This is a genomic window from Lujinxingia vulgaris, from assembly GCF_007997015.1.
In the GTDB taxonomy this organism is placed as follows: domain Bacteria; phylum Myxococcota_A; class Bradymonadia; order Bradymonadales; family Bradymonadaceae; genus Lujinxingia; species Lujinxingia vulgaris.
In genome coordinates, this window is record NZ_VOSM01000007.1 from 110,284 (window position 1) to 129,010 (window position 18,727).

15 protein-coding genes are annotated in these 18,727 nt (G+C 65.2%); 12 read left to right on the forward strand and 3 right to left on the reverse strand.

Features of this window, described 5'->3' with window-relative positions:
- Positions 1-127 precede the first annotated feature (127 nt).
- From FRC98_RS14455 to FRC98_RS14480, 6 genes are all read left to right on the forward strand, one after another.
- The gene (locus FRC98_RS14455) at positions 128-2,665 is read left to right on the forward strand and encodes an alpha/beta hydrolase family protein (RefSeq protein ID WP_146982147.1); all 2,538 of its coding nucleotides are present in this window, start codon (positions 128-130) and stop codon (positions 2,663-2,665) included.
- Between the two features lie 65 nt (positions 2,666-2,730).
- Entirely contained in the window at positions 2,731-3,954 is a 1,224-nt protein-coding gene (locus tag FRC98_RS14460) for an OmpP1/FadL family transporter (RefSeq protein ID WP_230467635.1), read from the forward strand.
- Positions 3,955-4,230: 276 nt separating this feature from the next.
- Entirely contained in the window at positions 4,231-4,830 is a 600-nt protein-coding gene (locus FRC98_RS14465) for an HD domain-containing protein (RefSeq protein WP_146982149.1), read from the forward strand.
- 288 nt (positions 4,831-5,118) lie between these two features.
- Positions 5,119-6,576, forward strand: a complete 1,458-nt coding sequence (locus tag FRC98_RS21605) for a hypothetical protein (RefSeq protein ID WP_230467652.1) — start codon at positions 5,119-5,121, stop codon at positions 6,574-6,576.
- Positions 6,577-6,662: 86 nt separating this feature from the next.
- A complete protein-coding gene (locus tag FRC98_RS14475) occupies positions 6,663-6,866 on the forward strand; it encodes a hypothetical protein (RefSeq protein ID WP_146982150.1) in 204 nt (67 codons plus the stop codon).
- A gap of 65 nt (positions 6,867-6,931) precedes the next feature.
- The gene (locus FRC98_RS14480; protein WP_230467636.1) at positions 6,932-7,531 is read left to right on the forward strand and encodes a pseudouridine synthase; all 600 of its coding nucleotides are present in this window, start codon (positions 6,932-6,934) and stop codon (positions 7,529-7,531) included.
- Positions 7,532-8,233: 702 nt separating this feature from the next.
- Here FRC98_RS14480 and glyS read toward each other — a convergent pair.
- Together glyS and glyQ are read right to left on the reverse strand one after the other, a co-directional pair.
- Positions 8,234-10,324: a glycine--tRNA ligase subunit beta gene (glyS, locus tag FRC98_RS14485; RefSeq protein ID WP_146982152.1), complete on the reverse strand. Its 2,091-nt coding sequence runs from the start codon at positions 10,322-10,324 to the stop codon at positions 8,234-8,236.
- A gap of 75 nt (positions 10,325-10,399) precedes the next feature.
- Positions 10,400-11,278, reverse strand: coding sequence for a glycine--tRNA ligase subunit alpha (glyQ, locus tag FRC98_RS14490; RefSeq protein ID WP_146982153.1), 879 nt, complete (start codon positions 11,276-11,278; stop codon positions 10,400-10,402).
- Positions 11,279-11,663: 385 nt separating this feature from the next.
- Here glyQ and FRC98_RS14495 point away from each other — a divergent pair, with 385 nt between their 5' ends.
- From FRC98_RS14495 to truA, 4 genes are read left to right on the forward strand one after another with little or no spacing between them, the layout of a single operon-like run.
- Positions 11,664-12,671, forward strand: a complete 1,008-nt coding sequence (locus tag FRC98_RS14495; RefSeq protein ID WP_146982154.1) for an aspartate-semialdehyde dehydrogenase — start codon at positions 11,664-11,666, stop codon at positions 12,669-12,671.
- Between the two features lie 51 nt (positions 12,672-12,722).
- The gene (locus FRC98_RS14500) at positions 12,723-13,793 is read left to right on the forward strand and encodes an MYXO-CTERM sorting domain-containing protein (RefSeq protein WP_230467637.1); all 1,071 of its coding nucleotides are present in this window, start codon (positions 12,723-12,725) and stop codon (positions 13,791-13,793) included.
- A gap of 53 nt (positions 13,794-13,846) precedes the next feature.
- Positions 13,847-14,587 carry an MXAN_2562 family outer membrane beta-barrel protein gene (locus FRC98_RS14505; RefSeq protein ID WP_146982156.1) on the forward strand — a complete coding sequence of 247 codons (741 nt, stop codon included), beginning with the start codon at positions 13,847-13,849 and terminating at the stop codon, positions 14,585-14,587.
- A gap of 54 nt (positions 14,588-14,641) precedes the next feature.
- Positions 14,642-15,454, forward strand: coding sequence for a tRNA pseudouridine(38-40) synthase TruA (gene truA, locus FRC98_RS14510; RefSeq protein WP_146982157.1), 813 nt, complete (start codon positions 14,642-14,644; stop codon positions 15,452-15,454).
- Here truA and FRC98_RS14515 read toward each other — a convergent pair.
- The gene (locus FRC98_RS14515) at positions 15,427-17,100 is read right to left on the reverse strand and encodes a peptidylprolyl isomerase (RefSeq protein ID WP_146982158.1); all 1,674 of its coding nucleotides are present in this window, start codon (positions 17,098-17,100) and stop codon (positions 15,427-15,429) included. The genes truA and FRC98_RS14515 overlap by 28 nt on opposite strands.
- A 239-nt stretch (positions 17,101-17,339) precedes the next feature.
- Between FRC98_RS14515 and FRC98_RS14520 the strand changes: the two genes are divergently transcribed.
- Both FRC98_RS14520 and FRC98_RS14525 read left to right on the forward strand, forming a co-directional pair.
- Complete coding sequence (locus tag FRC98_RS14520) at positions 17,340-17,693, forward strand: hypothetical protein (protein ID WP_146982159.1); 354 nt, start codon at positions 17,340-17,342, stop codon at positions 17,691-17,693.
- 525 nt (positions 17,694-18,218) lie between these two features.
- A complete protein-coding gene (locus FRC98_RS14525; protein WP_146982160.1) occupies positions 18,219-18,707 on the forward strand; it encodes a CarD family transcriptional regulator in 489 nt (162 codons plus the stop codon).
- Positions 18,708-18,727 lie beyond the last annotated feature (20 nt).

Here is an 18,727-nt window from a genome sequence, read left to right on the forward strand (position 1 = left end):
GGTTGGCGCCGGCCGGGGGGCCGGGAAGGTTGAAGCCCGCCATGCCCGGCAGGTAGTCTGACGGGACTCGATCTTTTTGGGAAAAATCGAAACATTCGCGGGAAGTTGCGGGCGCGACGAGGCGATGATGCGAAGCGGTGAACTGGGTGCGTGGATGCTGGCGGGGCTGCTCGTGCTGGGAGCCGGCTGGGGATGTGGCGAGGAGACGCCCGGAGTGGAGGCGCCACCACGGGTGGTGCGAGCGTTGTGGAACCCGGCCTCCGGAGAGCTCCCGACGCCCACCGATCTTTTGCGCGACGACGATCTCGGGCGGCTCAATCTGCCGGTGGGCGATGGCCTCTCGGACGCGGAGCGGGAGTTTCGCACCTACCTCAACACGCTCGACGCGTATCCCTTGAGCAGCGCGATGCGATTTCCCCTCTCGGGGCCCGTGCAGGAGAGCTCGCTCCTCGGGGCGGTGGTGATGGTCGAAGAACCGGGGATGCGCACGGTGCAGGTGCGCCCGCGTTATGACGCGGAGCTTGCGGCCGTGGTGGTGGAGCTCGCCGAGGGCGAAGCGCTTCTGCCGGGGCGGCGCTACACGCTGGGGCTTCGGGGCTACGCCGGGGGCGTGAAGGGGGCGGCCGGGGAGCAGGTCGTGGCGGATGCGGCCTTTTATCTTTTGCGCAGCGAGGAGCGGCTCACCGAACACCCCGACGCGCTGCCCGGGGCGACGCGCGCCGAGCGCGAGGCGCTGGCCGAGGAGCTTACGGCGCTTCAGGAAGACTACATTCCGGCGATGGAGGTGCTGGCGTCGCGCGGCATTCCCCGTGAGGAGATCGCGGCGATGACGCAGTTTACGACGACCAGCCTTCCGGCCATCGCCTTTGATAGCGCGCTCGGCCGGGTTCCCCTGCCCAACGCGCTGCTCACCGATGAGACGGGGCGAGTGGCCTTGCCGGTGGACCCGAGCGATACAAGCGAGCGGGCCGAGATTAAACGCGGGCTCACGGGCTACGACGGGTTTGCGATCTCCGGGGCGATGCGGGTTGAGAGCACGGCCAGTTTTGGCGAGGGGGTGGGGCAGGGCGACGAGCTGCGGCTCTTTCGGCTTCGGGAGAGCGGACGTTGGGAGGAGGTCGTCGATCTGGAGCGGGGGCGTTTTGACGACGCCTCGACCCTCTGGGTGCGCCCGCGTCTGACGTTGGAGCCTCAGACGACTTACGCCTACGTGGTCGCGGGTAACGTGCCGGCGACCGACGGTCGCGCGCACAGGGCGCAGCCCCTGGGGGCGATGCTGATGCTGGAGGCGCCGCTGGTGGAGGGCGGTCGCTCGGAGCTCGGGGTGCTCACCGACTCGGAGGCTGCGCGCCTGGAGCCTGTGCGCGCCGAGGTCGACAGCCTTCTGCGCCAGCTCGAAGCCGAGGAGGGCCTCGATCGCACCACACTCGCCAGTTCCGTTCCCTTCAAAACGGCTTCGTCGGCCAGCACGCTGCTGGCCCGGCGTCAAAAGCTCTATGACGACGGCGTGCGCACTTCCGTCATCAACCTGGAGGTCACCGAGCCCTCCGGGGGTACGCGTCTTTTGCTCAACAGCGTCGACGCGGTGGTGCGCGGGCAGATGTTTGTGGCCGACCACCTCGACCCGGCCACGCGCGCCTTTTACCCGGACGGGCGCTATGAGGAGCGGGCGGTGGATTTTGTGATGACCTTGCCCAAAGACGTCTCGGTGGCCGAGCCCCTGCCGGTGGTGCTCTTCGGGCATGGGCTGATGACCAGCCGCGAGCTCCTTTATTTGATCGCCGAGCCCCTGGCCGCCGCCGGCTACGCGGCCTTCGCGCTGGATCTGCCCTACCACGGGGAGCGCGCGGTGTGCCTCACCGACCAGAACTGCGAGGGGAACGCCACCTGCGACGCGCTCGGCCAGTGCCTCTATCCCGACGGCAGCCGCGGGCGCATCAACCGGGTGGAGGTGCCCTGGCTCTTGAGCCTGGGCAACCAGTTCGACGAGCTTTTGTCCTATCCGAGCACGAGCGGCACGGTGTTCATCGATATGGAGAGTCTTTTTGGCACCCGCGACCATTTTGCCCAGGCGGTGCTCGACTTACAGCAGGCCGTGCGCGTCTTGCAGAGCGACGATATGGAGCAGGCGATTGTGGACACCACCGGGCTCTGGGTGGGCGATGAGATCGTGTATCTGGGCATGAGCTTAGGGGGCATTTTGGGGTCATCGCTCTCGGCGGTGGAGCCTGAGATCGACGACTTTGTGCTCAACGTGCCCGCGGCCGATCTGGTGCGCATCATTGAGTACTCGACGTCTTTTGAGACGGCGTTTGCGCACGCGTTGCACGCCCGGGGCATCGAGCAAGGGAGCGACGCGTATGTTGAGTTTGTGCAGGCGTTGCGCTGGATTCTCGACCCGGTCGACCCCTTAAACCTCGTGCAGCACACTCTCTTGCAGCCCCTGCCCGGGCATCCCACGCGGCGAGTGTTGATTCAGATGGCCTCTGGCGACCGGGTGGTGCCGAATGAGGGCACCCGGGCGCTCTCGGAGCGCATGGGGGTGGCGATCACCGAGTATGAGCCCGGGCTGACCGACCACGGTTTTTTGTTCAATCCCAACCCGCTGGCCTACGGCTCGCGCACGGCGCGCGAAGACATGGTCGAATTTTTCAATCAGAGGTGAGTGTGAATCGCTGGTGGCGTGGAGATGACAACAGGATGGGAGCGGGGATGAGGGCAGCGGGTAAGATGCGAGCTGGCAAGAAGGCGCTGAGCGTGGCGGCGTTGGGGCTGATGTGCCTGTGGGGCGCGCCGGCGCTGGCCGGCGGCTATGCGCAGGGCACCCAGGGTGCGGCCTCAGCCGGGGTGGCCGGCGCGATGACGGCCCGGCCCGATACGCCGGAGGCGGGCTATTATAATCCGGCCGGGCTGGCGTTGCGTCCCGGGTGGGGCGCGATGGTGGGCACCGGAGCGATCTTCCCCACCCTCTTTCACGTGGATCCGGAGAGTGGGGAGCGCACCCGCGCCGAGAACGACCTGGCGTTTGTGCCGCATCTGCACGCGAGCTGGCGGCCCGGGGAGCGGGTGGGGCTGGGTTTGAGCGTGGGCGTGCCTTACGGGAGCAGCCTGCGTTGGCCCGAGAACTGGGAGGGGCGTTTTGAGGCGCAGGCGGTGAGTCTGCGGGCCTTTGAGGCGGCGCCTTCTCTGGCGCTCCGGCCCACGCGCTGGCTGGCGTTTGGCGCCGGGCCGCGGGTACTGCTGGGGAGCATCGGGCTGGAGCGTCAGATCGACGTGGCCCGCAGCGGTGAGGAGGCCCGTGTGGACCTCGCGGCCAACGCCTGGGGCCTGGGAGCACAGGTGGGCGTGTGGGTGGCGCCCACGCGTCGCTTAAGTTTCGGCCTGAGCTGGCGCTCCACCGTGCGCCTGAATTTTTCGGGCGTCGCCGATTTTAGCGATGTGCCGCCGGAGCTCTCCGAGCAGGCCCGCGACACCCCCTTCACCACCACGATCGTGCTCCCGGACCGCATCGTGCTCGGCGGCGCCTGGGAGTTGGGGGCCGACGCCATCGTTAGCCTCGACGTGGAGTACAACCGCTGGAGCGCCAACCAGCGTTTTGAGGTCGACTTCGAAGACGACCAGGTCGACGACATCGATGAGGCCCGCGGCTGGCGCGACACCTTTGGCATGCGCGTCGGCGTCGAATACGCCTCTCCTTACGGCGGCCTGGTGATGCGCTCGGGCTTTGCTATCGACCCATCGCCAACGCCCGCAGAAGCGCTCACCCCCGCCCAGCCCGACACCGACCGCTACATCGCCTCCCTCGGCGTCGCCTACGATGTCGACGACCACCTTCAGGTCAACCTCGCCTACAACTACGTGATCCTGAGCCAGAACGCCGCCGGCGCCGACGCCTACCCGGGCATTTACGATGGGTTTGCGCATGTGCTGGTGTTGAGTTTGCTGGCGAAGTAGTCGGGGCGACGTGACGAGGGCGATGCGTCGACGCCAGGGCAATCGCAAAATCCCACATGGTTTTTTTATGAAGAACCCACCCAATCCGTAGGGAGGGGTCTTGTGCCCCTCCGGAACTCCCAGGGCGGGGACCCACAAGGGGTCCCCCTACGGTGGCGGGTGGTGGGGACCCACTTTGCGATTGCCCTGGCGTCGACGCGGGGACGGCTTGACAGAACACCTCCCCGGGGGGACTGTTGCGCAACATAACGCAACAGCACCCCAGGGAGGACGTCCATGACACAGGTCGATAACACCCCCGAGCGCGGCTACTCCGAGCGCTTCGACGAAGCTCTGAGCTGCGCGAGCCGCTGGCACCGCGCGCAGACCCGCAAGGGCAAAAAGACCCCCTACATCAACCACCTGATGGCCGTGGCCGCGCTCGTCGGCAGCAACGGCGGCAGCGAAGACCAGGTCATCGGCGCGCTTTTGCACGACGCCATCGAAGACTGCGTCGGTGAGATCCCCGACATCGCCGCGCAGATTTTAGAGCGCTTCGGCCCCGAGGTGCTCTTTATCGTGGAGGGCTGCACCGACGCCTACGAAGACCCCAAGCCCCCGTGGCAGCCCCGCAAAGAAGCCTACCTCGCCCACCTTCGCGAGCTCCCCGACGACTCGCCAATCCTGCTCGTGTCCCTGGCCGATAAGGTGCATAACGCCGCGTCGATCGTGCGTGACTTGCAGGCGGTGGGCGACGCGCTCTGGGAGCGTTTTTCGGCCAGCAAAGAGCAGTCGATCTGGTACTACCGCAGCCTGGCGGAGATCTTTGAGGCGAAGGCGCCGGGGTATTTGAGCGGGGAGCTTAAGAGGTTGGTGGGGGAGATGGCGCGAAGCTGAATCTTCCAAACCCAGTCTTCCCCCCGAGCGCCTCGCCATCCACTTGCCCCCCACCTCCCAGCTTTGGTAGTTAACCTCCCGGTTAATGCCACGCACGCTTCGCCGACCCAGAGTCGGCACGACGCTTTGAGCTGATGGTGATGCCGCCGACCAACGCGGCGTCAACGCCAGCTTTCGGCGTCGAACGCACCTCCCCACAGGACCTGTGGCCCGGGAGGGGAGCGATCGTCTGGGATCGCGGCGCGCGCGTGGCCTGGGTTGTGTGGGTCTTGCGAGAAGGGTGTAGCGATGAAGACGAGCTGGAAGGTTGGGCGCGCCGCGCTGGCGCTTTGTGTGATGACGTGCGTGGTGGGCTGCGCCGACGGCGGCATTTTTGGCGGTTCGGGCGGTGACGATGACATCCGCGTCGATACGCGCCCCGATACGGGCGATGCCCCCGACGCCGGCGACCTCTCCGACGCTGGCGAGGATGCGGGCCTGGACGACGCCGGCAACCTCCCCGACGCCGACGACGTGCCCGATGCTGATACAGAGCCCGACACCAACACCGAGCCTGACACCGACGTCGAGCCCGAGCTGACCTGCGCGGACATCCTCGACACCAACTCGACCTGGAGCTTGCCGCTGGTCGGCCAGGCGCAGCTTCAGGCGCGCGCCGCCTTCGATGGGGAGGGCGTGTGGGTGACCTACGTGCAGCGCCCCGGCGAGTCCGGCACGCCGGAGCGGGTGTACGCCGCAAAAATGGGCTGCGACGCTGAGCTTCTGGTCGAGCCTTTTGAGGTTTCTACCTCGCCAGAGGTTCGTAGCCTTCAGGCGTCGCTGGCCGTCAGTGAGACGACGCTTTTTGTGGTCTGGAGCGAAGATGACCTCGAGGGCACCGTTCGCGCGCGCGCCTTCGACCTGGATGGCACGCCGCGCCAGGCGGAGTCGTTCGAGGTGACCCCCATTCTGAGCTCCGGCGGCGCCGTCAACACCATCTGGCAACCCGACGTCGCTGTCCTCGACAACGACGAAGCCATACTCGCCGCCTCCGCCCTCACCACCGAAGGCGCTCGGCTGGTCTTGCAGCGCTTCAACGCCGATGGCGAGCGCCTGCTCGACGGCTTTTTCCCTTACGCCATCGACACCTACGGCGATCAGACCGACCCGAGCGTGGCCGCCGACGACAACCGCCTGATCACCATGAGCTTTGTGGGCGGCGGATTCGACACCCCGCGCGTCTACCACGGCCAGATTTTGGCGGGCGAAACCAAAGCCACCCCCGCTGAAGCCATCGTCGCCCACCCCACCATCGACCTGAACCGGGGCGGTCGCCTCTCCAAAGGCCAGAACAACGGCCGCCACTGGCTGGCGTACAGCGGCGGCGTGGGCTTTGGAAACGAGATCATCGTCAAAGACGGCTCGCGCATGAGCGCCGGCAGCGACACCACCTCCAGCGCTATCGCCAACCGCGAAGCGCTCCTGGGCGACGTGGCCGCTGGCCCCACCGGCGGCGCGGTGGCCTGGATCACCCGCCAGTCCAGCGGCACTGCCCTCAACGTGCATGCGCGGCGCTTCCTGGCCAACGCGTCGGGCGACTTCACCTCCCAGGCCGCCCGTGTCGACCTGCACACCGGCGATCAGGCACGCATGCCCTACGGCGTCAGCATCGACCACGTCGCAGGCTCGGTCTACGTGGTGCTGTGGGGCGAGGGCGATGCGCCCAATACGCAGCGGGTGCGGGGGCGTTTTGTGAATCTCAATTAGTGTCGATCGGGGGGGCGTTGCGGGTGAGGCGGTCACACTTCATGGTAGATTTCACCACGGACGTGAAACGGTGCAGGAGAATGCCGATGGCAAGCGCAAAAGAAGAGCTGATCGCGTTTATTCGCGAGCTTCCGGATGACCTGACCTGGGGTGAAATGAAGCAGGAGGTTCTGTCCTATTTGCAGTATGTTCATTACGTCCGGTCGTTGGTGGAGCGTGGAGAGCGCGACATCGACGAGGGCAATACGACACCTCACGACGTTTTTAAGAAGAAGCGGGGGCTCGGTTGAGCGTCCGGCTTCGACTTAATCATTTCTTCTAAGCTCAAGCCCCCCATTCCATGCCCGCATTCATCATGAACAAACCCCCCGGCTGCATCACCGCCCGGGTGGATTTTGAGGACCGCCCGACGGTCTACGACCACGTGCCGAAGCATTTTGAGCCTCTGCCGCATGTGGGTCGCCTCGACTTCAACACCGAAGGTCTTTTGCTCTTCACCGACGACGGCAAACTCGCCCAGGCTCTTCTCAACAAGGACTACGCCGGGCCGACCTCGATGGAGGGGGACGCCTCGGACCTTTCGCCGATCGAGAAGGTCTATCACGTCAAAGTGAAGGCGAAGCTCGGGCCGGACGATCCGGTTCTCACAGCCCTGCAGGAGCCCCTGGAGTACGAGCCCGGTAAGTTCACGTTGCCGGCGCGCACCGGGTGGGTGGCGGAGCGCTCGAGTTGCACGTGGATCGAGATCGCCATCACCGAGGGGCGCCACCGGCAGGTGCGAAAGCTCTGCGATCGCAGCGGCCTGCAGATTCGCAAGCTGCGGCGCGTGCGCCTGGGCCCGCTGGAGCTGGGGGAGCTGAAGCTGCGCTGGTGTCGGCATCTGAGCGACGAAGAGCTCAAAGAGCTCTATGTGGCGGCCTTCGGCCATGACCCGCGGCCCTGGCCCGAGGGGTAAGGGGTCTGAGTCGCGCTTCTGTTCACGACAGAACGCCAGCTAAGGGGGCTGAGTCGTGGTTCTGTTCAGCCCAGAACGGGAGGTAAGGGGTCTGAGTAGCGGTTCTGTTCACGACAGATAGAGAGGTAAGGGGGCTTACCTGCGGTTCTGTTCACGACAGATAGAGAGGTAAGGGGGCTTACCTGCGGTTCTGGCTGTCGAGAATGGCAACTCAGCCTGCTTAGCTGCGGATTTACCTGAGTAAAACGCCAACTCAGGGGTCTGAGCTGTGGATTTACCTGAGTAAAACGCCAACTCAGGGGTCTGAGCTGCGGATCTACCTGAGTAAAACGCCAACTCAGGGGTCTGAGCTGCGGATCTACCTGAGTAAAACGCCAACTCAGGGGTCTGAGCTGTGGATTTACCTGAGTAAAACGCCAACTCAGGGGTCTGAGCTGCGGATCTACCTGAGTAAAACGCCAACTCAGGGGTCTGAGCTGCGGATCTACCTGAGTAAAACGCCAACTCAGGGGTCTGAGCTGTGGATTTACCTGAGTAAAACGTCAACTCAGCCCGCTTAGCTGTGGATTTGCCTGAGTAAAACACCAACTCGGTGTCCCGAGTCGTTGTCCTAAACAAAAAAACCCGGCGGCCGCGATGGCCTGCCGGGTTTTTTTGATCAGGGCAGGGGAGAAGGTGCGAGTCTTCGCCCCTGGCTGAAACTCAGGCCTGGATTTTTGAGATATCGGCGACGCCGAAGAAGAGGTCGCGCAGGCCGCTTAAGAGGGCGAGTCGGTTCTGGCGCAGGGCGGTGTCGTCGGTCATGACCATGACGTCGTCGAAGAAGCTGTCGACGGGGGCTTTGAGGCCGATGAGCTGGGCGCAGGCTTTTTGCCAGTCGCTCCTGGCGAGCGCGGCGTCGACCTCGGTGCGGGTGGAGGTGAAGGCGTCGAAGAGGGCTTTTTCGGCGTCTTCTTGCAGGAGCTCCGGGTTGACCTTGGGAGCTTCGCCGAGCTCGGAGGCCTGCTTGGCGAGAATGTTGACGACGCGTTTGAAGCCGATGGCCAGGGGCTCGAAGTCGGCCTGGTCGCGGAGGCCGGCCAGGGCTTTGACGCGGCCGCGGACCGAGGGGATGTCGGTGACGCCGGCAGCGAGCACAGCGTTGACCACATCGGTGGGGGCGGCGTCGCGCAAGAGATAGTCGAGGCGAGTGACGAGGAAGGCTTTGACTGCGCTGGCGAGGCTGGCGGTGTCGTCGTTAAGGACGCCGGGGTTTTTGGCCTGGTAGGTGGCGATGGCCGCGTCGATGAGCTGGTCGAGGGTGACGTTGTAGCCTGCGGCGTCGAGGATGCGGATGACGCCCAGGGCGGCGCGGCGCAGGCCGTAGGGGTCGGCGTTGGACGAAGGCACAAGACCGATGCCGAAGCAGCCGACGATGGCGTCGAGTTTTTCGGCGATGGCGACCGCCGCGCCCACATCGGAGCCGGGGAGCTCTTCGTCGGCGCCTTTCGGCAAATACTGGTCGTAGATGGCCTGCGCGACGGCCTCGTTTTCACCGGATTTTTGGGCGTAGGCGCGGCCCATCACGCCCTGGAGGTCGGTGAACTCGAAGACGAGCTGGGTGACGAGGTCGGCTTTGGAGAGGAGACCTGCGCGCTCGGCGTCTTGAAGGGCCTGGCCCTCCAGCCCCAGGGTTTTGCCGACGCGTCCGGCCAGCTCACCGATGCGTTCGGTGCGCTCTTTCATGGTGCCGATCTTGGCGAGCCAGACGACGCGCTCCAGGTCCTGGATGCGAGCTTCGAGCGGGGTCTTGAGGTCGCGGTCCCAGAAGAAGCGGGCGTCGTCGAGGCGAGCCTTGAGGACGCGCAGGTTGCCCTTGGCGACGAGCTCGGGGTCGCGGACGGGGGTGTTGTAGATGATGACGCAGGCGGCCATCAGGCCTGTGCCGTCGGGGTTTTCCAGCGCGAAGTAGCGCTGGTGGGAGCGCATCGAGCTGATGAGCACCTCCGGCGGCAGCTCCAGGTAGGCTTCGCTGAAGGGCAGGGTGACGGCGAAGGGTTTTTCGACGAGGTAGGTGACCTCGTCGACGAGCTCGGGGTCTTCGATGACGCGGGCGCCGATGGTCTCGGCGTGCTCTTTGAGGGCGACCTCGATGGTGGCTTTGCGGGCGGCGGGGTCGGGCTCGACTTCTGCCGCGCGCAGGTCGTCGAGGTAACCCGCGATGGAGCTGACCTCGATGGGGCCGGGGGCGGCGAAGCGGTGACCGTAGGTCTGGGTCTGGCTGGTGACGCCGGCGAAGCTCATCTTGACGAGCTCACCGCCGGCCACGGCCACGATCCAGCGCACGGGGCGCGCGAAGCTGAGCGAGAGATCGGCCCAGCGCATGGATTTGGGGAAGTTCAACTTGGCCAGGATGCCTTCGAGGAGGGCGGGAAGGATCTCGGTGGCGGGCTGGCCCTTTTCGAAAACTTTGGCGGCGATGTAGTCGCCCTTCTCGGTCTCGACGGTGTAGAGGTCTTCGAGGGCGACGCCCTGGCCGCGGGCGAAGCCTTCGGCGGCTTTGGTGGGCTGGCCGTCGCGGTAGGCGGCTTTGAGGGGGGGGCCTGTGCGCTCTTCGCTCAGGTCTTCTTGAGCGCTGGCGAGCTCGTCGATCAAAAGGGTGAGGCGGCGCGGGGTGCCCATGGTGCGGACGGCCCCGTGGGTGAGGCGGGCGTCGGCGGCGGCCTCAACGAAAAAGTCGCGCAGCTGGTCGAGGGCGGCCGGGACGAAGCGGGCGGGCAGCTCTTCGCAGCCGATTTCAAAGATAAATTCCATAGCATCACACCGGGGTCTGAAGCGGTTTAAACGTGGGGGGAGGCCGCAGGGGGCGCGGTTGGCCGGGGGCGTCGCTCAGCGCTGAAGGAGCGGGAAGCCCAGGGCCTCGCGATTGTCGAGGTGGGCGCGGGCGATGCCGCGGGCCAGGTTGCGGATGCGGCCGATGTACTTCTGGCGCTCGGTGACGCTGATGGCGCCGCGGGCGTCGAGCACGTTGAAGGTGTGGCTGGCCTTCATGATGTAGTCGTAGGCCGGCTGCACGAGCGCCTTCTCGATGAGCACTTTGGCCTGGGCCTCGAACTCGTCGAACCAGCGGAAATGCAGCTCGGTGTCGGCCTCTTCAAAGTTGAAGTGGCTGAACTCGACCTCTTCCTGGTGGCGGATTTGCCCGTAGCTGACGTCTTCGGTCCACTTCAGATCGTAGACGCTGTCGACGCCCTGCAAGAACATGGCGATGCGCTCCAGACCGTAGGTGATTTCTGCCGGGATGGGGCTGAGCTCAATGCCGCCGACCTGCTGGAAGTACGTAAACTGCGTGGCTTCCATGCCGTCGATCCAGACCTCCCAGCCGAGGCCCCAGGCGCCGAGGGTGGGCTGCTCCCAGTCGTCTTCGACCAGGCGCAGGTCGTGCTCGAGCGGGTCGACGCCGATGGCGCGCAGGCTGTCGAAGTAGAGATCGAGCACGTTGTCGGGGCCCGGTTTGAGCAAGACCTGAAACTGAAAGTAGCTTCCCAGGCGGTTGGGGTTTTCGCCGTAGCGACCGTCGGTGGGGCGGCGGCAGGGCTCGACGTAGGCCACCTTCCAGGGCTCCGGGCCTAAGGCGCGAAGGAAGGTGTGGGCGTTGTAGGTGCCGGCACCCTTCTCCACATCCCAGGGCTGGGCGACGATGCAGCCCTGCTCGGCCCAGAAGTTTTGGAGGGTGAGGATGAGATCCTGAAAAGTCGCTGCGCTCATGGTCGCTCGTGACAAAGTTGGGAGGTTCAATTTCTCAGACAGGCAAGGACATCAAAAAGGGGGCGCGCGCGGCGAACATGACCCGGGTACGAGGGCGTTACGCGCGACGGGCGCCGTTTATAGAGCCAAAAAAGCCCCATCACAAGGGGGCCATATCAAGGGAGCGTGGGAGGGCCCCGAAGTGGTCTGCCCGCGCCGCGTGCCCCGCCGGTTGCCGTGTGGGAGGGCCTTCTGTAGGGTGGCGGCCTTCTGCGGCCGGGCCGCCCGGGCGCGCGTTTTCGTCGAGGTTGCGCGCTGCGATCGGGAAGGCCAACGAGCCCCGCAGAAGAGCCATTTCTAACGACGATTTTTGAACGACGAGCGACGAACCATGGCGCAAGCGACGATGAAAAAACCAAACGTGGCCCTGGTGGGTGCAACCGGCGCGGTAGGCCGCGAGATGCTGGCGATCTTAGAAGAGCGCGATTTCCCGCTTGGCGAGCTGCGCCTGATGGCCTCGTCGCGCTCGGCCGGGGCGACGGTCCAGGCGATGGGTCGGACCACGGTGATCGAAGATCTGGATGAAGCCAGCTTTGAGGGCGTGGACATCGTGCTCAGCTCGGCCGGCGGCGCGGTGAGCAAGGCCTTTGCGCCGCGGGCGGTCGAGGCGGGCGCGGTGGTCATCGACAACACCAGCGCGTTTCGCATGGACCCGGACGTGCCGTTGGTGGTGCCGGAGGTCAACCCGCAGGCAATTGCGCAGCATAAGGGCATTATCGCCAACCCGAACTGCTCGACGATCCAGCTGGTGTGTGTGCTGGAGCCCTTGAAGAAGGCCGCGGGCCTGAAACGCGTGGTCGTGAGCACCTACCAGTCGGCCTCGGGCGCGGGTCAAAAAGGCGTCGACGAGCTCCTGGCCGGGGCGCGGGCGTATCTGGGCGGGGAACAAGAATCGAAGCCGGCGACGTTTGCGCATCCACTGGCGTTTGAGGCACTGCCGCAGATCGACGTGTTTATGGATGACGGCTTTACCCGCGAAGAAGAAAAGATGATGCGCGAGACACGCAAAATCATGGGTCTTGAAGGCGTGGAGATCGCCGCGACCTGTGTGCGCGTGCCGGTGGTGCGTGGTCACGGAGAGTCGGTGATGGTCGATCTGGAGCGGGCATTGGGCGTAGAGGAGGTTCGCGAGCTTTTGAGAGAAGCTGCGGGCGTGGCGGTGCTTGATGATCCGGCGCAGAACGCGTATCCGCTGGCTCGCAAGGCCGCCGGCACCGACCCCTGCTGGGTGGGCCGACTTCGCCAGGACCGCGACCGCCCCAACACGCTGCATTTCTGGGTGGTGGCCGACAATTTGCGAAAGGGCGCGGCGCTCAACGCCGTGCAGATCGCCGAGGCGCTCATCGCGCAGTAAGCAGGGCGCGGGCGAGCTAACTATGTTTCGATGGTGGATGGAGATTCGAGCATGATGAATTCGAAGAAATGGGCGTTGGCGCTGCTGGGAGCCACCGCGTTGGGGACGGTGCCTACTGGTGAGGCGGAGGCGCGCGACCCGCGCCAGTCTCAGTATGTGCAGAGTACGGAGGCTGCCGCGCTGGGTGACGCGCTCATCAGCGACAACGGCGCCACCATCACAGCGGGCATCGACGTCTGCCGCAAGCAGATTGAAGCCGACGCGCAGGTGAAGTTCTCCTTTACGACCACCTACGCCAGCGATCCCGCCGTGGGCAGCGCCGAGCAGTTCTTTGAAGGGCCCTACATCTACGAGCTGTCGCGGGGGGCGAACGACGCGGTCAACTGTCGTGAAGATGAGGCCCCCGACTGCCAGACGCTCGATGAGGATGCGCTCACCCTGGTCGATGGCGTGGCGGAGGTGGAGGTCGCGCTGCGCGAGCTGGTGGGGTTCAGCAACGCGGAGCTCTGCGAGACGGAAGCCACCGATATGGAGCATTTTGTGCAGCTTCATATCCTGACCGATCTCAGCAACCTGGAGACGGGAGCCGACTATACCGAGGGGCGGGTCATCATGGATCTGATCCGCCCGGAGGCTCCCGCGCTGGATAGCGAGGCGTACGCCACGGCCACCACGATGCGCCTTACCCTGGAGCTCTCCGAGGACGACGAAGACGATCTCTCCTACTACGCCGTGGTGAGCGCCGAACCCTTTGAGGCGGGGCAGCTCGATGAGGTGCCCGCCAGAGGGGATGGGATTTCGTTCACCGTTAACCCGGCCACTGGCGAGGGGGAGGTCGCGGTGAACCTCGAAGAGGGCACCGTGGCCTATGTGGCCGTGGCCGCGCGGGATGAAGCGGGCAACTACAGCCTGCTCTCCAACGACATTGAAGTCGAGGTGCTTGAGACCGAGGACTTCTGGGACTACTACGTCGATGCCGGCGGCGCGGAAACCGGCGGCTACGGGTGCGCCAGCACCGGCGGCAGCTCGACCAGCCTGTGGACGCTTCTGGTGGCGACGATGGTGCTGGGTGTGGGGCGACGCCGTCGCCGCCAATCTGACGATGATGCGCGCTGCGCTTGAACCTTATTCAATCTCTTCATGCTGTCTTTTGCAGACGCTCAAGGAGCCTGCTGATGAACCTCCCCAACCGAGCTCGCCGCATCTTCGGCCCGCTCGTCAGTGCCAGTGTCGTGATGATGGCCGCCACGCTGTGGGCGGCCTCGGCCAGCGCGCAGTCGCCGGCCAATGGTTTTTTTGAGTTTAAGGGTGGCGCGTACCGCCCGATGGTCGACCAGGAGTTCGGCGAGGGGGGCGGCCCCTTTGAGGCGTTCTTCGGGGGCGACTCGATGTTTCTGGGGGAGGTGCAGTACGACCACCACCTCTGGGATGGCTTTGGGAAACTGGGCCTGGCGTTTAACGCCGGCTACGGCTCGGTGAGCGGGCGTCTGCGCCTGCCCGACGGCGCGGAGGTGGATCTGACCGATGAGGCGCGTTTCCGGGTTATTCCGCTGCGCGCCGGGCTGGTGTACCGCTACGACTACAGCGCGCTGCATCACCGCATCCCGCTGGTGCCCAAGCTCGCTGCCGGGCTCGACTACCACCTCTGGCGCGTGGTCGGGGCCGATGGCGAGACCGCGGGCACGGAAGCGCAACGCGCCTCGGGGGGTAAGTTCGGCTGGCACGTTACCGCCGGTCTGAACTTCCACCTGGACTTCATCGACGAGGGTAGCGCGGCGGCCTTTGATATGAGCTGGGGCATCAACAACTCGTATCTTTTTGCCGAATACACCTGGGCCAACGTCGACAACTTTGGCGGCGAAGGCATCGACCTGAGCGCGCGTCATTTCGCGTTCGGGCTGGCGTTTGAGTACTGAGTGTGAGGGCGCCTCTTAAAGAGGCGCCTCAAGGCTCAGCGGCAGGAGCACCCGATGGTGCGAATCAGGCTGCATATCGCGTATCGGGGAACGGCGTACCACGGCTGGCAGATCCAGCCCGAAGACCGCACGGTGGAGGGGGAGCTGACCCGGGCGGTGAAGACGGTGCTGGCCACGGATGCGCCGGTGAAGGTGCAGGGCGCAAGCCGCACCGACGCCGGGGTGCACGCGCTGGGGCAGGTGGCGCATGTAGACCATGAGAGCCCCAGGCGGCTGTGGGATTTTGTGCGCGCGCTCAACGCGCTGACCGACGATGATATCTGCGTGACCCGCGCCGAGCTTGCTGGCGAGGGCTTTCATGCGCGGCATTCGGCCCGCGGCAAGATCTACCGCTACCGCATCTGGAACCACCGCTTTAACCACCCCTTTTTAGGCGATCGGGTCTGGCAGATGGGAAGCCGGCTGGACCTGGGGCTGATGCGTCAGGCCGCAGCGAGGATGGTGGGGACCCATGACTTCGGGGGCTTTCGGACCGCGGGCTGCGACAGCCCGACGACGGTGCGGGAGATGCGCCGCATTGAGGTGATTGAGGCCGGCCCCTCGATGCTGGAGGTGGAGGTCGAGGGCACGGCCTTTCTCAAGCATATGGTGCGCATCATGGTGGGCACGCTTGTGGATATCGGCACCGGGCGCATGGCGCTGGAGCGTCTCGATGAGGTCTTTGAGACTGGCGAGCGTCGGCTGGCCGGCCAGACGGCACCGGCCTGCGGGCTGACCCTGGAGCGTGTGTTTTACCCGGATTATCCCTGGGAGGATCCGCAGCCGGAGCTCGGCGGTGCTTACCTCTCGGAGGTGGGGGAGGGCTGAGCGCTGGCTTCGGGAGCCGGCGCTGGTTGAGGCGCGGCGTTTTGCTCGGCCACAAACGCGCTCTGTTCTTCTTTGCTCATCAGGGGGTAGCGCTGGCGCACCGGCTCCAGGTTGACGGTGATGTTGCGCTCGTCGCGGGTTTTCTGGACGAACTCCTGGTTAAAGCGCTGCGCGTTTCGGGCCATAAAGGTCTCGCGGAAGGCTTCGCGCTCGGCCTCGAACGCGTCGCGCTCGGCGCGGCTGCGGTCGACCATGCGGAAGACGTAGACGTCGTCGCGCGACTGCACCGGGGCGTTGACCGTGGGGTTGTTAAGCGTCAGTGAGGCGGTGGCCTGAACGACGTCTTCGACAAGCCCGATGCCCGGCACAAGGCCGCGGCCCTGAAGCGAGAAGGGCTCGGAGCGCACCGCTTCAAAGCCGGCGTTTTCAAGCTCGGTGACCATCGTCTCGATCTGGGCGTCGCTCAGCGCCTCGCCAACCGGAAATTTTTCCATGATGCCCAGGGCGGGCTCCAGGCGTCGGCGCGCCGAGTCGACCACCCCGCGGCTGCGCAGCAGGTGGGAGGCGATTTCGCGCTTGAGGGGGCGAGTCAACTCGAGGGGTTGTGGGGGTATGCGCTCGAGCACTTTGTAGGCGTACTGGCCGCGGGGGCCGCTCATCTCAAAGCCGATGTCTTTTGCGTCTTCTTCAAAGATCGCCGGGTTCTCGGGTTTGATCAGGAAGGCTTCCGGGCGCAGCTCCAGGCCCAGGCCGGCGGCGATGGCCTCGGCGTCTTCGCCGGCTTCCAGGCGTCGGGCAGCCTCGCGCACCGCCTCGGGCTTATCGCCGCCTTTGGGGCGGAGCACGGTCAGGCGCGCGGTCTCCGGGCGCATGTAGCGCTGGGGGTTGTCGCGGTAGTAGGCCTCGATCTCGTCGGCCATCGCCACCACGGCCTCATCGATCTCGCGGCTGGTGGGGGTGTTGGTGCCGCGCACGACGACCAGCGTGGCGGTGTCGTTGGCGGCCTCGTAGATGGCCCAGAGGGCCTCATCGTCAAAACGCTCGACCAGCTGCTGATGGACCTTTTCGGCGTAGACCATGTCGTCGACCAGGTGGCGGACGTCGTCTTCGCTTAAGCCGGCCTCATTGAGGTGTTTGCGCAGCGTGGCGCTCTCGTCGCTCTCTTCGAAGAGGGGCAAAAATGGCGCGAGCTGCTCCTGCTCGCGCACAAGTTTGATGCGATCTTCGGGGGTGATGCTCAGCTCCCACTCCTCGGCAGCCAGGCGCATCACCTTAAAGTGCAGCAGGTTGTTGACCAGGCTGGACTGGGCCTGCGGGGTGCGAAACCAGCGCTCGTCGGGCGCGGCAAAGGAGCCGTCTTCGCCGCGGGGGGCGAAGATGCGCAGGCGATCCACAGCTTTTTCCACCTCACCCAGGGTCAGCGAGACGCCTTCGCCACGGATGACCTCGGAGGTGGGGGCGGGGGGATCGGCGGGGTGTTCGGCTGAGTTATCAGCCGAAGCCTCCTGCGCGGCGGAGGTGTTCTCCGGGGCGCTCTCCTCGGAGCTGTCGCAGGCGGCCAGCACCAGGGCCAGCGCTAAAGCCAGCGAGGGCAGGGGGAGGCCGGGGCGGAAGGGATGTCGTCGTCGCGTCGAGCTTGCGCGCATGGGGACTCTCTGTTAGGAGGGGGCTCGCGTGAGCGGCCCTGAAAATTCAGGCGACCTTTCGCGAAGTGACCTTGCCACGGTGTGCCGTGGCGCTCAACAAACGATCGGTGCGCCTGTGTTCCGAAGACTCGGAGGGCGCGCCCGCGGTGGCTGCCATAGCAGCGTCGCCCCCCATGGCTGCTCCCAGCCCGGAGGCGAAGGCTCAGGGCGGCGCCGTACTTTCAAAAGGGAGACCTGTTATGGCCAAGAAAACCCCGCTGCAGATTGTCAAAGATGAGTTCGGTTCCAAAGCGGCGCTCGCTGAAAAGGTGATCGCGGTGCTCGATCGTCCCGAAGACGAGGAAGAAGCCCAGGCGTTTGAGCATGGCGTCAAGACCATGAGCAACACCAAGCTGCTTCGTCTGTGGAACGCCCACCAGCTTGTCAGCAGCAAGTTCGGCACCAAGGCCGAGCTGGTTGACGCCATCACCAAGGCGCGCTTCAAAGGCGGCAACGAAGACTACGCCCGCAAGCTGGGCACCTTCACCCTGCCCAAGCTTCTGGATGTGGCGCGTCAGCACAACCTGATCAAGATCAGCGAGCTTTCTCGCTAAAGCACCTGTGGCACCCGCCCGCGCTTCGTCCTGAAGCGCGGGCGTTTTTCTCTCTGGCGCACGCTCCTCTGCGTCCCTCCCTGCGAAATCCCCCCGCAACATAGTTGTGTTTGAGCCGCCAACAGACTACACTGTTGGGGCTTTATCGTGCGCCGGGCACGACGAGCTGAGCTGCGCGCAAACGATGGAATGCGGCGCGTTTAGGCAGGGTTACTCCCTCCTCGTAGCTCAGCGTTGTCGACTTGTCCAGCGCTCTCTCAGTCCCCCCAGCGCCGGTGGAATGTGCGTCCTCGCCATAGAGCCCAACGCTTGTACCCCGAACCCCTCGGGAGGCGCCAAACCCCGAGCGCTCCGCCCGCGCTCATTCCGTTTGAAGATGTGACATCGGCCTGGCGAGTTGGGCCCGTGCGCACTCCAGCGGCGAATCGGCATCGTACAGGGCCCCGGCCCCATCGCCTCGTTGAGCGATGGCGTCGTCAGTTGCAGGCCCTCGCCACACAGCCTCATTGGTAAGGAGAAGTCAAGGTGACCCCGTTTAAGGTTGGAGATAAGGCCGTCTACCCCGCACAGGGGGTGGCGGAGGTGGTGGGCATCGACACCAAAGAGATCATGGGCACGAGCCAGACCTTCTACGTGCTGCGCGTGATGGACTCGGACAAGCGCATCATGATCCCGGTCAATAACGTCAAAAACGTCGGGCTGCGCAGCGTGATGACCCCCTCGGAGCTTGATGAGGTCTACGACATTCTGCGCGAGCGCGACGTGGACCTGAACCAGCAGACCTGGAACCGGCGCTACCGCGCCTACCTGGAGAAGATCCAGACGGGCAGCCCCTACGAGATCGCCGCGGTGCTGCGCGATCTTAACCTGCTGAAGTTCCACAAGGCCCTGAGCTTTGGCGAGCGTAAGATGCTCGATAAGGCGCGGCGTTTGCTGGTGCAGGAGATGGCCGTGGCCAAAGACGCCTCCGAGGAGGCGGTGATGGAAGAACTCGAGCACATCTTCACGGCCTGATTTTTTCGCTCAGGAAAGCG